This is a genomic window from Planotetraspora sp. GP83 (assembly GCF_041262585.1).
GTDB lineage: Bacteria > Actinomycetota > Actinomycetes > Streptosporangiales > Streptosporangiaceae > JAOEGB01.
In genome coordinates this window covers 17519-31544 of record NZ_JBGCBZ010000007.1, presented here as the reverse complement: position 1 = coordinate 31544, position 14026 = coordinate 17519, and the positions used below count along the sequence as shown (strand labels likewise).

Sequence of the window (14026 nt, the reverse complement as noted above, 5' to 3'; positions counted from 1 at the left end):
AACAGAAGAGAAGCATGATGACGGATCCCCGGCCCGCCCCCGAGGGCGTGGACCCCACCACGCCGAACGTCGCCCGCATGTACGACTACTACCTGGGCGGCAAGGACAACTTCGCCGCGGACAGGGAAGCCGCCCAGCGGATCCTCAAGGTCTTTCCGGACACGCGGCTGTCCGCCGTGGAGAACCGGGCGTTCCTGGCGAGAGCCGTGGACTTCCTGGTGAAGGAGGGGGTCCGGCAGATCGTGGACATCGGCTCCGGCCTGCCGACCCAGGGCAACGTGCACGAGATCGCCCACCGGGCGGCGCCCGGCACACATGTGGTCTACGTGGACTACGACCCGGTGGTGGTGACGCACGCGCGGGCGATCCTCGGCCGCGGGGAGAACGTGTCCGTCCTGCAGGCCGACTTCCGGGAGCCCGACGTGCTCCTGCCGGCGCTGGAAGGGCTGGTGGACCTCGACCGGCCGGTGGCCTTTCTGCTGTTCGCCATCCTCCACTTCATCCCGGACGAGGCCAAGCCGTACGAGATCGTGGGGCGGCTGCGGGACGCGAGCGCGCCGGGGAGCTACCTGGCCGTCTCCCACGCGCGGGACGCCAGGCCCGACCTGACGCCCGGCGCGCTGGAGGTCTACAACCGGGCGACCGCGTCTCTCGCGCTGCGCACGCACGCCGAGATCGAGCGGTTCTTCGACGGATACGAGCTGCTGGAGCCGGGCCTGGTCTACCCGGAGGACTGGCGGCCCGACGCCGGCCGGCCGAGGTTCCCGCAGACGGCGTCGGTCGGCTACGGCGGCGTCGGCCGCAAGCTCTAGCTGGGCTCGCCTAGGTCGTGTCTGACAAATCAAGCCCTGCTGCGCGCGACCGGCAGCATTTGTAGGACACTCCCTAGCCCTGCTTCGTCTCCTCCGCGATCTCGGCGCGGATCGCGTCCATGTCGAGGGCGCGGAGCTGGCTGATCAGGTCGTCGAGCGCCGGCGCGGGGAGGGCGCCGGGCTGGGCGAACACCACGATCCCGTCCCGGATCGCCATGATCGTGGGAATCGCGGTGATCTCGAACCCCTCGGACAGGGCGGGCTGCGCCTCAGTGTCGATCTTGCCGAAGGTGATGTCGTCGTTCTGCTCCGACGCCTTCTCGAAGATGGGTGCGAAACTACGGCAGGGGCCACACCAGGACGCCCAGAAGTCGAGCAGTACGATGCCCTTGTCGGCGATCTCGTTGAAGTTCTTCTCGGTTACCTCGATGGTCGCCACGGGCGACTCCTTTCGTCCGGTCTTCAGCGGGCATAACCACCCACACAGATCCAGCATTCCATTCCTGGTGATCCTCCTGGCGAAGGGAGCACCGGATGACCACACAGGCCGTTCGCCCCACCCCGGTGCCGAGCCGGAGGGGCACCGTGCTCGCGTCGTGGCTGTCGAGCACCGACCACAAGGTGATCGGGCACATGTACCTGATCGCCTCGTTCTTCTTCTTCCTGGTCGGCGGCGCGGCCGCGATGGTCATCCGCGCCGAGCTGACCGCTCCCGGCATGCAGTTCGTGGACCTCCAGACGTACAACCAGCTCTTCACGATGCACGGCACGATCATGCTGCTGCTGTTCGCGACCCCGCTGTTCGCCGGGTTCGCCAACGAGATCATGCCACTGCAGATCGGCTCCCCCGACGTGGCGTTCCCCCGGCTCAACATGGTCAGCTTCTGGCTGTTCCTGTTCGGCGGGCTGATGGTGCTGGGCGGGGTCTTCGCGGGCGGCGCGCCCGCCTTCGGCTGGACGGCCTACGCCCCGCTGAACCACGCGACCTACACGCCGCAACTCGGCGCCGACATGTGGGCCATGGGGCTGGCGCTGGCCGGGCTCGGCACGATCCTCGGCTCGGTCAACTTCATCACCACGATCATCGCGATGCGCGCCCCCGGCATGCACATGTTCCGCATGCCGATCTTCACGTGGAACGTGTTCTTCACGTCGATCCTCGTGCTGCTCGCGTTCCCGGTGCTCGCGGCCGCGCTGCTCGTCCTGGAGGCCGACCGCAAGCTCGGCTCGCACGTCTTCGACCCCGCCAGCGGCGGCCCGCTGATCTGGCAGCACCTGTTCTGGTTCTTCGGCCACCCGGAGGTCTACATCGTCGCGCTGCCGTTCTTCGGCATCGTGACCGAGATCATCCCGGTCTTCAGCCGGAAGCCGCTGTTCGGCTACGTGGGCATGGTCGGCGCGACCATCGCGATCACCGCGCTGTCGATGACCGTGTGGGCCCACCACATGTTCGCCACCGGCCAGGTGCTGCTGCCGTTCTTCTCGCTCATGACGTTCCTGATCGCGGTGCCTACCGGGGTGAAGTTCTTCAACTGGACCGGCACGATGTGGCGGGGCCACCTCACGTTCGAGTCGCCCATGCTGTTCTCCGTGGGGTTCCTCGTGACGTTCCTGCTCGGCGGGCTCACCGGGGTGATCCTCGCGTCGCCGCCGCTGGACTTCCACGTGACCGACTCCTACTTCGTCGTCGCCCACTTCCACTACGTGCTCTTCGGCACCGTCGTGTTCGCGATGTTCGGCGGGTTCTACTTCTGGTGGCCCAAGTTCACCGGGAAGATGCTCGACGACCGGCTCGGCAAGGTCCACTTCTGGATGGTCTTCATCGGCTTCCAGATGACGTTCCTGGTGCAGCACTGGCTGGGCGTCGAGGGCATGCCCCGCCGGTACGGGGACTACTCGCCGTACGACGGCTTCACGGGGCTGAACGAGATCTCCAGCGCGGGCGCGTTCCTGCTCGGCCTGTCCAACCTCCCGTTCCTCTACAACGTCTGGCGTACGGCACGGCGCGGGGAGCGGGTCACCGAGAACGACCCGTGGGGCTTCGGCAACTCGCTGGAGTGGGTCACCTCGTGCCCGCCCCCGCGCCACAACTTCACCTACATCCCGCCGATCCGCTCCGAGCGCCCGGCCTTCGACCTGCGCTACCCGCGGCTCGGGGGGAAACCGGGAGAGACCGCCTCCGGGAAGCGTGACGCCCTGGACCCGACGGCGGACTGACCCCCTACAGGTTGAGCGCGACCAGCAGCGGGTCGTGGTCGGACGAGCGGAACGCGTCGGGCGCGTACAGGCCCGGCGGGTTGAACTCGGAAGCGGCGAGCGGCGAGGCGTCCCCGCTGCCCTGATCTCCGGTCCCATGCGTGACTAAAGAATGGAACCGTATAGATCTAACAATTAGCGGAGGCGGCGTACGTATGGGTGCTGCCGTTGCGCGGGAGCGAGGCGGATGCGAGCGTCGAGGGCTTCGACTCCGTCCGGGCGGGCGACCACCGGGTCGAGATCGAGCTCCGCGACCTCGGGGAGGTCTTCGGCGAGGAGGGACAGCCGCATCAGAAGGCCGGCCAGCGCGGCGGTGTCGACCGCGGACCGTCCCTGGCCGCCGAGCAGCAGCGGGGAGCCGCGCAGCGAGCGGATCATCTCCTCGGCGTCCACGTCCGTGACGGGCGTGAGGCGGGCGGCCCTGTCTCCGAGAACGTCGGCGGCCATCCCGGCGAGGCCGAAGAGGATAAGCGGCCCGAAGACCGGCTGGTCGGCGACGCCCGCCCTGGTCTTCACGCCGGGCTCGGCCATGGCCTGGACGAGCATGCCGCTCATCCGGCCGCCGAAGCGTGCGGCCAGCCGCCCGCACGCCGCCCGCACCTCCTCCTCACCCCACAGGCCGGGCTCGACGGCGCCCGGCACGCTCTGGACGTCCGCGTCCCCGCCGTGGGCTTCGATAACGACGTGGGCTTCGGCGGCGACGTGTGCCTTGATGGCGACGTGGCCGCCGAGCTCTCGCGCCGCCCTGGCCGCCTCGTCGGCCGTCTTGGCCCAGCGCCACGGGGGGACGGGCACGTCGTAGGCCTCCATCAGGTGGAACGCCTCCGCCGGGTCGAGCCGGCCGCCGCCGGGGTGGCGTTCGAGGAAGTGGCTGACGATGTCCGTCGCCGCTTCCCGGTCCGCGGCGAGCTCGGGGACGACTCCGGGGGGCCGGGCCAGCCACGCGCCGTACCGGGCGGCGTGAGCGACGGCGCCGGCGGCGCTCTCGGGGTAGCCGAAGACCGGCACGCCCTGCCGTACGGTCACGTTGTCGGCCTGGCCGAGCAGGACCACCGCCAGCGGGAGGGACGCCGGGAGGTCGAACAGGCCCTCGGATGGATCGCCGAGCGCCGTGGGCACGGCGATGGCGATGACGGCGTCGGCCTCGCCCGAGCGGGCGACGCGGGTGACGCACTCCCGCATCGTCGCCGGGTCGACCGCCGGGGTGGTGTCGACCGGGTTGCCACAGTCCGCGTCCACGGGAAGCAGGAGCTCCAGCTCGCGGCGGAGCCCCTCACTGAGCGGGGGGATCTCGAGGCCGCCGTCCGCGCAGGCGCGGGCGGCCAGCGCCCCGGCCCCGCGCGCGCTGGACAGCACGGCGACCCGCCGCCCTCGCGGCACCGGCCGGGTGGCGAGGAAGGCGGCCGCCTCGACCAGCTCTCCCATGCTGTCGATGGCGACGATCCCCGCCTGGTGGAACAGGGCCGTCTGGCTGACCTCGGGGGCGGTCTGGGGAGCGGTCTGGGGGGCGGCGGGCGATCGAACGGCGAGCATGGTGAGGACCGGCATGGCACGGGCCGCGGCCCTCGCCGTGCGGACGAACCTGCGCGGGTCCCCGTAGGACTCGAGCTGGAGGATCGCCAGCCGGGTCCGCTCGTCCGACCGCCACCACATGAGCATGTCGTTGCCGCTCACGTCGTACTTGTCGCCCACTGAGGCGAACGAGGAGACCCCGATGCCGGTCCGCGCCAGGTGCTCCAGGAGCGCGATGCCGACGCCGCCACACTGGACCGCCACCCCGGCGACCCCCGGCAGGAGCGGCGTGGCGGCGAAGGTCGCGTTGAGGCCTTCCGTGGCGATGCCCAGGCTGCCGGGGCCGACCAGGCGCATGCCGTACCTGCGGCAGATCCGCAGCAGGTCGGCCCCCGCCTCCTGGTCGAGCCGGGCGGTGACCACGAGCGACGAGGCTCCGCACCTGCCGCAGTCCTCGGCCGCCTGGCGGACCTCCGGGGCCGGGACCGTGATCACGGCCAGGTCCGGCGGCTCCGGGAGGCCGGCGACGGCGCGGCCGACGCCGTAGAGCCGCCCGCCGAAGCCGGAGGCGTTGCCGAGCACCGCGTCGCCGATGGAGCCGGGCGACTCGCTCACCCCGACGACCGCGACCGAGCGCGGCCGGAACAGGGGCGACAGGCTGGCGACGATGGCACGGCGGTCCCGCTCGGCGATGATCTCGAAGTACCGGTCGTCCATGGCGAGCGGCATAGTGATCTCCACGACCTCGCCGCCGGAGCGGGTCCGCAGCGGAAGCGCGGTGTCGCTGAGCACCCTCGACACGGCGTGGTTCCACGCCAGCGTGTCGGCGGTGAACGTGTGGACGCCCCGCGAGACCGCGAGCGAGCCCAGGTGCTCCATCAGGAGGGTTCCGATGCCGCGGCCGTGCATGTCGTCGGGCACGGCGAAGGCGATCTCCGCGACGCCGTCGCCCATGACGTCGTAGCTGGCGATCCCCACCACCTCGTCCCGCAGGAGCGCCAGCAGCACGCCATGGCCCGCCGGGTCCGTACGGCACAGCACCTCGGCCACGTCTGCCGGGAGGTCGCGGTCGCGGCTGAAGAAGCGCAGGTAGAGGTTGCCTGGCGACATCCGCGCGTGCATCTCCCGGATCGCCGGGGCGTCGCCGGGCCGCGCCTGCCGGATCTCGACCGTGGTGCCGTCGGCCAGCAGAGCGTAGACCGGCGCGGTCATGACCGGACGACCGCTACCGGGCAGGGGGCGTGGTTCACCGCGGAGGACTTCGCGGCCCCGAGGACCAGCAGGGTTGCGCTCGCGGCCGCGCCGGCGAGGACGTCACGGACCGGCCCCTCGACGGGCTGGAGCCGGGTCTCCACGTCCGGGTACCGGTCGCGCCACGGCTCGACGGCCCGCTCCAGCAGCTCGACGGCCTCCTTGCCGGGGACGTCCGACATGACCATGGGGGCCATGCCGCTGCTCCACGCGCCCACCGGGTAGCGCCAGGCGTGGACGGCCACCAGCGGCAGGCACCGCAGCTCGGCCTCGCGGAAGGCGAAGGCCAGGACGTCGCCGTCGTGCCCGGTCACTCCCGCCACGATCGGGCCGGGATGCTCCGGGTGCGGCAGCGAGCCCGCTCCCCTGACGACGATGACGGGGCAGGCGGCGTGCCCGGCGACGTGCCCGGCCACCGACCCGGTCAGGGTCCGGGCGAGGCCGCTCAGGCCGCGCGAGCCCACCACGACGAGGTCGGCGCCGCGCGACAGCTCCACCAGCCGCTCGGCGGCAGGCCCCTCGAACAGGTCCTCGCGCACCCGCACGCCGCTGGTGCACTGGCGGGCGCATTCGGCGCCGTGCCAGAGCACATGCTCGGCGGCGTGGTGCAGCGACTTGCGGGCTTCCTCGTCGGCCTCGCCGTACGGCGACCGCCAGGCGTGACAGACGGTGAGCGGCGTTCCACGGAGCTCGGCCTCGTCCATCGCCCAGTCCAAGGCCTGCATGGCGAAGTCGGAGCCGTCGTATCCGACGACGACGCCGCCGGTCGCAGTCATCGGGTCCATGCCTTCATGGTCCGGCCGTGTCCGGCGGCGCGGCAGGGAGGAAGGTCCCGAATGGGGATGACCTCCGGCCCCCTGTGAGGTTTACGAGCGGGTGCCGGCGAGCATCCCGGCCGAACGCCCGTGCGTCACGCCGGGCAGCACGACGACGACCGGGCAGTGCGCCCTGAGCAGGCAGGACGCGACCACCGGGCTGATCGCGGGGTACGGCTGGGCGATGGCCTCATGCGCCCCGAGGACCAGCAGGTCCGCGCCGGCGGTCGCGCGCAGGAGCACCTGGACGGGCGTCCCCTCGACGACGACGGGCGTGACATGCGGCTCCCCGAGCTCGCGGACGGCCTGCTCGGCCATGTCGGAGGCGGCGCGGCACTCGTCCTCGCGCGAGGTCCGGTTCGACAGCGGCGCGTAGGGGGCGTGTAACCCGCCCGACCACTCCCAGGCGTACACCGCCTCGACGCGCGCGTCTCGGAGGACGCCCTCCGCCGCGGCCCACCGCAGCGCGGCGGCCGAGGCCGCCGAGCCGTTGATTCCCACCACGATCTTCGCCTGGTCCACGTCCGCCTCGCTCTCCCCTACAAGTCTCGCCTACCCGGATTAATACGGTGTTGCTGGGGCGAAACGTTAAAAAGACCGGACCCTCTCGCCTCGGTGTTCCCACGCGACCGCCCGCCCCTCTCACCGTGGGGGGCGGGCGGTGATGTCCGGAAGCTGGGATCTCTGCTCTGGTTCAGGCTATCCCCCGTCCGGGGGTCACCCGCCAGGGGCGGAGGGCCGTCCCTCGCCTTCTCAGGGTTTACCCGGATGCCGACCCGCGGCGACGGGCAATACGCTTGGCGAATGGCGAACGCGGGTGCGATCGACGACTACGTCGCCCGGCTCAGGCGGGCCGTCAGCGGTCCACTCCGGGCCAAGCGCGATCTGCTCGCCGAGGCCCGGGACAGCCTGCTCGACGCCGCCGAGGCGTACGAGTCGAGCGGGTGCGGGCGGGCCGAGGCCGAGCGGCTGGCGGTCGAGGACTTCGGCCCGGTGGCCGAGATCGCTCCCGGCTACCAGGAGGCGCTCGCGGTGAGCCAGGGCCGCAGGACCGCCGCGCTGCTGTTCCTCAGCGTGCCTCTGACGGCCCTGATGTGGAGCGTGATCTGGAAGATCTTCCCGGAGCCTCCTTCCGCCCTCACGACGCCCAAACCGGGCTGGTTCGAGCCGCTGGCCCGCGTCGTCGACTACAGCCAGCTCGCCATCGGCGTCCTGGGCGGGGCGGCTCTGGTCGCACTGGGCCGCGGCCTGCGGCGGATCCGGCGCCCCCGGCTCGTGACCCGCGCGCTCGGCCTGTTCGTATGGCTGCAGATGCCGATCCTGCTGATGATGTGCGTGGCCCTGATGAGGGGCGCGCACGGGCCGGCCGGGTTCAGCGCCTACGCCCCCGGAGCGGCCGTCACCGCGATCAGCTTCGCCTTCTGGGCGTGCCAGCTCTTCAGTGCGGCGCGCTGTCTCACCGCGACGGGCCTCACCTCGACGGGCCTCACCTTGACGGGTCGAGAACGCTCCCGATCGCGCTCGTGAACGCCTTCCAGGCCGAGCGCTCGCCCGCGAGAGCCGTACGGCCCGCGTCGGTGAGCCGGTAGGTGCGGCGCTTGCGGCCCCCGGAGACGGCCCACTCTCCCGCGAGGTAGCCGGCGGACTCCAGCCGCCGCAGCGCCGGATAGACCGTGCCCGTGGGCACGTCGAGCGCGCCGCCGCTCCGCTCGCGCAGCGCCTCGATGATGGCGTAGCCGTGCAGCGGTTCACGCTCCAGCACGGACAGGAGCAGCGCCTCCATGTGCCCCCGGAGCGCGTCGGCGTTCATGCCGGAAGCCTATCTTCCATGGAGACATCCTATATGTAGGCTGTCTATACGTAGACTGTCTACACCAATACTTTTCCCCCGGGAGTCTCTATGGACGTCGTCGGCCTCGCCCGGCTGCAGTTCGCCGTCACAGGAAGCCTCCACTTCCTGTTCGTCGTGCTGACGCTGGGGCTGGCCCCCCTCGTGGCGATCACGCACACCCGTCACGCCATCAGCGGGAATCCGCTCCACGAGCGGATGACCCGCTTCTGGGGCCAGCTCTATGTGATCAACTACGCGCTCGGCATCTTCACGGGCCTGGTGATGGAGTTCCAGTTCGGGCTGAGCTGGAGCGGCCTTTCGCGCTACGCGGGCGACGTGTTCGGGGCACCGCTCGCCATGGAGACGCTGCTCGCGTTCTTCCTGGAGTCCACTTTCCTCGGTCTGTGGATCTTCGGCTGGCACCGGCTGCCCAAGGCGTTGCACGTCACCTGCATCTGGCTGGTGACGCTGACCGCCTACGCCTCCGCGTTCTGGATCATGGTGGCGAACTCGTTCCTCCAGCACCCGGTGGGCGCGGTCGAGCGGGGCGGCCGGCTGGTGCTCCAGGACTTCGGCGCGCTGCTGACCAACCCCAACCTCGTCTTCGCGCTCCCCCATGTGATCAGCGCCGGTCTGTGGAGCGGCGGCTTCGTCGTCATGGGGGCGAGCGCCTACCACCTGTTCCGGCGCACCGCCGAGCGAGAGTTCTTCGTCCGGTCGCTGCGGATGGGCGTGGTCACCGCGTTCATCGGTTCCTTCCTCACGGTCGGCTTCGGGTACGCCCAGTTCGGGCCGGTGGGCATCACCCAGCCGCACAAGTTCTCCGGCGCGGTGCCCGGCGCGGCGCTGGGGACCATGCTGCTGATCGGGCAGCTCACCCAGCTCCTGGTGATGTTCGGGCTGCTGCCGCTGCTGATCCGCGACTGGCTCGCCCGCTGGCGCTGGCTTCACCCTCTCCTGATGGCCCTCACACCGCTGCCGTTCGTCGCGTCGATCGCCGGCTGGCTCGTGCGGGAGGTGGGCCGCCAGCCCTGGCTGGTGTACGGCAGGCTCTCGGTGGGCGACGCCCTCACCCCGGGGCTGTCCAAGACCGCCGTCACCGGCTCGTTCATCGCCTTCGCGGGGGTGCTCGGGCTGCTCGCTGTCATCGACTACACGCTGATCGCCCGTGCCGTACGGCGAGGCCCGGGGGATGTGGCCCTCGGCGCGCCGGACCGGCCCGTGGATCCCGTCCCCGCACCCGCCCACTCCTTCTGACTCCTGTTGAGGACCCCACATCATGGAGATCTTCTGGTTCGGGACGCTCGCCGTCCTGCTGATCGGCTACTTCGCCCTCGAGGGCTTCGACATCGGGCTCGGCATGCTGCTGCCCGTGCTGGGCCGGTCGCGCGCCGACCGCGACCGGCTGGTGGGCGCCATGGCGCCGTTCGTGCTGGCGGGCGAGGTGTGGCTGGTCGCGCTCGCGGGCGTGCTGTTCGGCGCCTTCCCGGCGCTGGAGGGCGAGGTGCTCAGCGGCCTCTATCCGCTCGTGGTGTCCCTGCTCGTGGCGTGGATCCTGCGCGACGCCGGGCTGTGGTTCCGCCGCCGGGTGGACGGCCCGAGATCGACTGCCGCCTGGCGCTCGCTGTGGGACTGGGCGGTGTGCCTCGGCTCGGCCGGGCTGGCCCTGACGTGGGGGATGGCCCTGGTGGCGATGGCCCACATGGCCCACATGGCCCACATGGCCACCGGCATGTCCGGCCCGCTGCTCGATCCACTCAGCGCAGCGGGGGGAGTCGTGGTGGCCACGGCGTTCTGCTTCCACGGATGGACCTTCGCCGCCTGGCGGCTGCCCGGGGATCCGGCGGCCCGCGGAGCCGTCCGTACCGGGTGGGGCCTGCTGCTGTCGGCCTGCGCCGCCGCCGCGCCGGCCGCGGTCGCGGTCGCCTTCCTGGCCTCGGCGATCGTCGGCCACGCCGCCCCGCCGGAGACCCTGAGTGTGCTCAGTGTCATGGTGTTGCCGTTCGCCCCGATCCTCGTGGGCGCGCAAGTATGGGTATGGCGCACCTTCAGCCGGGGCGCCGTGCCGACGTTCTTCTGATTGGGTCTTCGTTGCACAAGGATCTCCTGAGGCTGGCACGCGCCGAGCGGACCGTCCGGCTCCACCTCGCCGCCTGCCTGGCCGCGGCGGCGGCGGCCGGGCTGCTGGTCTTGGCGCAGGCGGAGCTGCTGGCGGGGGTGCTGTCCGGCAGGTTCGCCGTGGCGGCCCTGTTCCCCCTGGCCCTCGTGGTGGCGGCGCGCGGGCTGCTCGGCTGGGCGCAGGGCGTCTTCGCCGGACGCACCGCGACCGCGCTCAAGTCGGCGCTGCGCCGCCTGCTGCTGTCGCGTTTCCAGGACCTGAGCCCGGCGGCGTACCGCTCCGGCGAGCTGGTCACACTGGCGGGCCGGGGGCTCGACGCGCTCGACCCCTACCTCACCGGCTACCTGCCCGCGGTGGCCGTCGCCGGGATCGTGCCGATCGCGGTGGTCGTCCGGCTCTTCGTGGCCGACCTGGGCACGGCCGTGATCGTCCTGCTCACACTGCCGCTGATCCCGATCTTCGGGGCGCTCGTCGGCTGGACCACCAAGGCCGTGACCGAGCGGCAGTGGCGGGCTCTGGCCCGGCTGGGCGGGCACTTCCTCGACGTGGTCCGCGGCCTGCCGACGCTGCGGGCCTTCGGCCGCGCCCGCTACCAGGCCTCGGTGATCCGCGAGGTGGCCGAGGCGCACCGCGCGGCGACCATGAAGACGCTGCGGGTGGCGTTCCTGTCGTCGCTGGTGCTGGAGCTGGTGGCTTCGCTGTCGCTGGCCCTGGTGGCCGTTCCCGTCGGCCTCCGGCTGCTGTCGGGATCCCTCGACCTCCACACCGCCCTGCTCGTGCTGCTGCTCGCCCCCGAGGCGTACCTCCCGCTCCGGGCCATGGGCGCCAAGTTCCACGCCGCCATGGAAGGCGTCGCCGCCGCCGACGAGGCCTTCGCCCTCCTCCCCACGCCAACCCCGCGTGATCATGCACAGGTTCCCGGCGAGGCCCCTGAACGGCACCAACCCGCCCGTGATCATGCATGGATTCCCGCCCGGTCCGCTGACCGGGTCGGACGTGGCCGTGATCATGCAGTGCCTGAGATCCGCCTGGAGGGGGTGACCGTCCGCTATCCCGGACGCGACGACGCGGCGCTGGACGCCGTCTCGCTGGTCATCTCGCCGGGCGAGCGGGTCGCCATCGTCGGCCCGAGCGGGGCGGGCAAGAGCACCTTGCTCCACCTCCTGCTCGGCTTCGTCACCCCGTCGGAGGGCCGCGTGCTGGTCGGCGGCGCCGACCTGACCGATCTCGACCTCGACGAGTGGCGCCGCCGCCTGGCCTTCGTGCCGCAGCGGCCGCACCTGTTCGCCACGTCGGTCGCCGCCAACATCGCGCTGGGTTCGCCGGCCACGCCCGAGGAGGTCCGTACGGCCGCCGCCGCGGCCCAGGCGGCCGAGTTCGTGGAGGCGCTGCCGGACGGCTACGACACCCCGCTGGGTGAACGCGGCGCGAACCTGTCGGCCGGGCAGCGCCAGCGAGTCGCGCTCGCGCGGGCGTTCTGCCGTCCGTCGGCGGAGGTGCTGCTGCTCGACGAGCCGACGGCCCGCCTCGACGGCAGGAGCGAGGCCGCGGTCGTCGAGGCCACGCGGCGGCTGGCGGAGGGCCGGACCGCGATCATCGTCGCCCACCGCCCCGCCATGATCGATCTCGCGGACCGGGTCATCCACCTCGAATCCGGCCGGCTCACCCCCCGCGACCACGTGATCGGAGGCCGCGCGTGACCGCCACGCTCCCCGGGCCGGGCATGTCACCGGGCATGGCACCGGGCATGTCACGGCGGCTGGCCCTCGCCGCGCTCGCCGGATCGGCCGCCGACCTCGCCGGGGTGGCGCTGATCGCCTCCGCCGCCTGGCTGATCACGAGGGCCGCCGAGCAGCCTCCGCTGGCGGCGCTGTCCGTCGCGATCGTGGCGGTCCGGGCCTTCGCCACCACCCGGGGGATCTTCCGGTACGGCGAGCGGCTGGCCGGCCACGACGTCGCCCTCCGGGCCCAGGCCGGGACACGTGAGCGCCTCTACCAGGCGCTCATCCCCACCGGGCCGCTGTCGCACCGGGGCGCCGACCTGCTCAGCCGGATGGTCGACGACACCGACGCCGTGCAGGACCTGCTCGTCCGGTGCGTGCTGCCCGCCGTCGCCGCGCTCCTCACCGGGATCGCCGCCGTGGTCGTCGCCGCCTTCCTGCTGCCCGCCGCCGCGCTCGTGCTCGCCGCCGGGCTGCTGGTCGCGGGGGTCCTCCTCCCGGCCGGTACGGCGGCCGCCGCGCGCAGATGGTCGGCGAGGATCGCCCCCGCGCGGGCCGAGCTCGCAGCCAAAGTCGCCGACCTGGTCCACGGCGCGGCCGACCTCGCGGCGTACGGCGCGCGGGGCCATGCGCTGGCTGCCGGGATGGACGCCGACGCGCGGCTCGCGAAGCTGGAGCGGGGCCAGGCGCGGATCAACGCCGCCGGCCTCGGGCTGGGGGTGCTCGCCCAGGGCCTGACCGTCGTGACCGTGGTGCTGACGGCCCAGGCCGCGCACCTGGGCACGGTCGCGACAGCCGTACTGGCCCTGACCGCTCTCGTGTCGTTCGAGCCGGTCCTGCCGCTCGCCGCCGCGGGCGAGCGGTTCGCCGGGGTGCTCGCGGCGCTGCGCAGGCTGAGAGAGATCAGGGCGACGCCCCCGGCGGTCGCCGAGCCGGAGTCGCCCGCTCCCCCGCCAGAGCCGCCGCTGACGGTCGAGGTCGAGAACCTGGTGGTCCGCCACGGGGACCGGCAGCCCGCGCTCGACGGGGTCAGCCTGACGCTGACGCCGGGCAAACGGGTCGCGATCGTCGGTCCGAGCGGAGCCGGGAAGAGCACACTCCTGTCGGCCCTGATGCGCACGGTGGACATCGAGTCCGGAAATATCCGGATCAATGAGGTGGATGTCCGGGAGTACGCCTCGGACGACGTCCGCGCCAGGATGACGGGGCTGACCCAGGATCCGTACGTCTTCCAGGCCACCGTCCGCGACAACCTCCGGCTCGCGGGGCCTGACGCGTCGGACGGCGACCTCGCGCGTGCCGTACGGCAGGCCAGGCTGGACACCTGGGCGGAGCGGACCGGCTGGGACACGACGCTCGGCGAGGACGGGCGCACGGTGTCGGGCGGGCAGCTCCAGCGGCTGGCGCTCGCTCGCGCCCTGCTTTTCGACCCGTCGGTGCTACTGCTGGACGAGCCGGCCGAGGCGCTCGACGAGGAGACGGCCGGCCTGCTGATGGCCGACCTGCTCGACGCCACGCGGGGCCGGACGACCCTGCTGGTCACCCACCGGCTGCGCGGGCTGGAGCAGGTCGACGAGATCGTCGTGCTGGAGAACGGCCGGGTCGCGCAGCGGGGAACGCACGCCGAGTTGCTCGCCGTTCCCGGCTACTACCGCGACCTCTGGGCGTCAGAGGCGATGACAGGTGGCCATGCATGATCACGCACGGGG

General features: G+C 72.2%; 12 protein-coding genes. 7 read left to right on the top strand and 5 right to left on the bottom strand.

Translation table 11 applies throughout. The features are described 5' to 3' along the window. Positions 1-14: 14 nt before the first annotated feature. Complete coding sequence (locus tag ABH927_RS12085) at positions 15-812, top strand: SAM-dependent methyltransferase (protein WP_370020875.1); 798 nt, start codon at positions 15-17, stop codon at positions 810-812. Between the two features lie 73 nt (positions 813-885). Here ABH927_RS12085 and ABH927_RS12080 read toward each other — a convergent pair whose 3' ends face one another. Continuing rightward, entirely contained in the window at positions 886-1251 is a 366-nt protein-coding gene (locus tag ABH927_RS12080) for a thioredoxin family protein (protein WP_370020874.1), read from the bottom strand. Positions 1252-1346: 95 nt separating this feature from the next. Here ABH927_RS12080 and ctaD point away from each other — a divergent pair, with 95 nt between their 5' ends. Further along, positions 1347-3029 (top strand): cytochrome c oxidase subunit I, encoded by a 1683-nt coding sequence (gene ctaD / locus ABH927_RS12075; protein ID WP_370020872.1) that lies wholly within the window; start codon positions 1347-1349, stop codon positions 3027-3029. 174 nt (positions 3030-3203) lie between these two features. On the opposite strand, the gene ABH927_RS12070 is transcribed toward ctaD, so the two are convergent. The 3 genes from ABH927_RS12070 to ABH927_RS12060 form a co-directional block, all read right to left on the bottom strand. After that, the gene (locus ABH927_RS12070; RefSeq protein ID WP_370020870.1) at positions 3204-5792 is read right to left on the bottom strand and encodes a GNAT family N-acetyltransferase; all 2589 of its coding nucleotides are present in this window, start codon (positions 5790-5792) and stop codon (positions 3204-3206) included. Beyond that, a complete protein-coding gene (locus ABH927_RS12065) occupies positions 5789-6616 on the bottom strand; it encodes a universal stress protein (protein ID WP_370020868.1) in 828 nt (275 codons plus the stop codon). Before ABH927_RS12065 ends, ABH927_RS12070 begins: the two co-directional genes overlap by 4 nt. Before the next feature lie 81 nt (positions 6617-6697). Continuing rightward, positions 6698-7168, bottom strand: coding sequence for a universal stress protein (locus ABH927_RS12060; protein WP_370020866.1), 471 nt, complete (start codon positions 7166-7168; stop codon positions 6698-6700). Positions 7169-7450: 282 nt separating this feature from the next. Here ABH927_RS12060 and ABH927_RS12055 point away from each other — a divergent pair, with 282 nt between their 5' ends. Next, the gene (locus ABH927_RS12055; protein WP_370020864.1) at positions 7451-8173 is read left to right on the top strand and encodes a permease prefix domain 1-containing protein; all 723 of its coding nucleotides are present in this window, start codon (positions 7451-7453) and stop codon (positions 8171-8173) included. Here the strand turns inward: ABH927_RS12055 and ABH927_RS12050 are convergent. Further along, positions 8133-8456 carry a PadR family transcriptional regulator gene (locus tag ABH927_RS12050; RefSeq protein ID WP_370020862.1) on the bottom strand — a complete coding sequence of 108 codons (324 nt, stop codon included), beginning with the start codon at positions 8454-8456 and terminating at the stop codon, positions 8133-8135. The two genes, ABH927_RS12055 and ABH927_RS12050, sit on opposite strands and share 41 nt — an antisense overlap. 90 nt (positions 8457-8546) lie before the next feature. On the opposite strand from ABH927_RS12050, the gene ABH927_RS12045 reads away from it, so the two are divergent. From ABH927_RS12045 to cydC, 4 genes are read left to right on the top strand one after another with little or no spacing between them, the layout of a single operon-like run. Then, on the top strand, positions 8547-9734 hold the full coding sequence (locus ABH927_RS12045; RefSeq protein WP_370020861.1) for a cytochrome ubiquinol oxidase subunit I: 1188 nt from the start codon (positions 8547-8549) through the stop codon (positions 9732-9734). Between the two features lie 22 nt (positions 9735-9756). Beyond that, positions 9757-10557: a cytochrome d ubiquinol oxidase subunit II gene (locus tag ABH927_RS12040; RefSeq protein WP_370020859.1), complete on the top strand. Its 801-nt coding sequence runs from the start codon at positions 9757-9759 to the stop codon at positions 10555-10557. An 11-nt stretch (positions 10558-10568) separates the two neighbouring features. Beyond that, the gene (cydD, locus tag ABH927_RS12035; protein ID WP_370020857.1) at positions 10569-12296 is read left to right on the top strand and encodes a thiol reductant ABC exporter subunit CydD; all 1728 of its coding nucleotides are present in this window, start codon (positions 10569-10571) and stop codon (positions 12294-12296) included. Beyond that, positions 12293-14014: a thiol reductant ABC exporter subunit CydC gene (gene cydC, locus ABH927_RS12030; protein WP_370020856.1), complete on the top strand. Its 1722-nt coding sequence runs from the start codon at positions 12293-12295 to the stop codon at positions 14012-14014. The genes cydD and cydC overlap by 4 nt, the downstream gene beginning before the upstream one ends. The last annotated feature ends 12 nt before the right edge of the window (positions 14015-14026 follow it).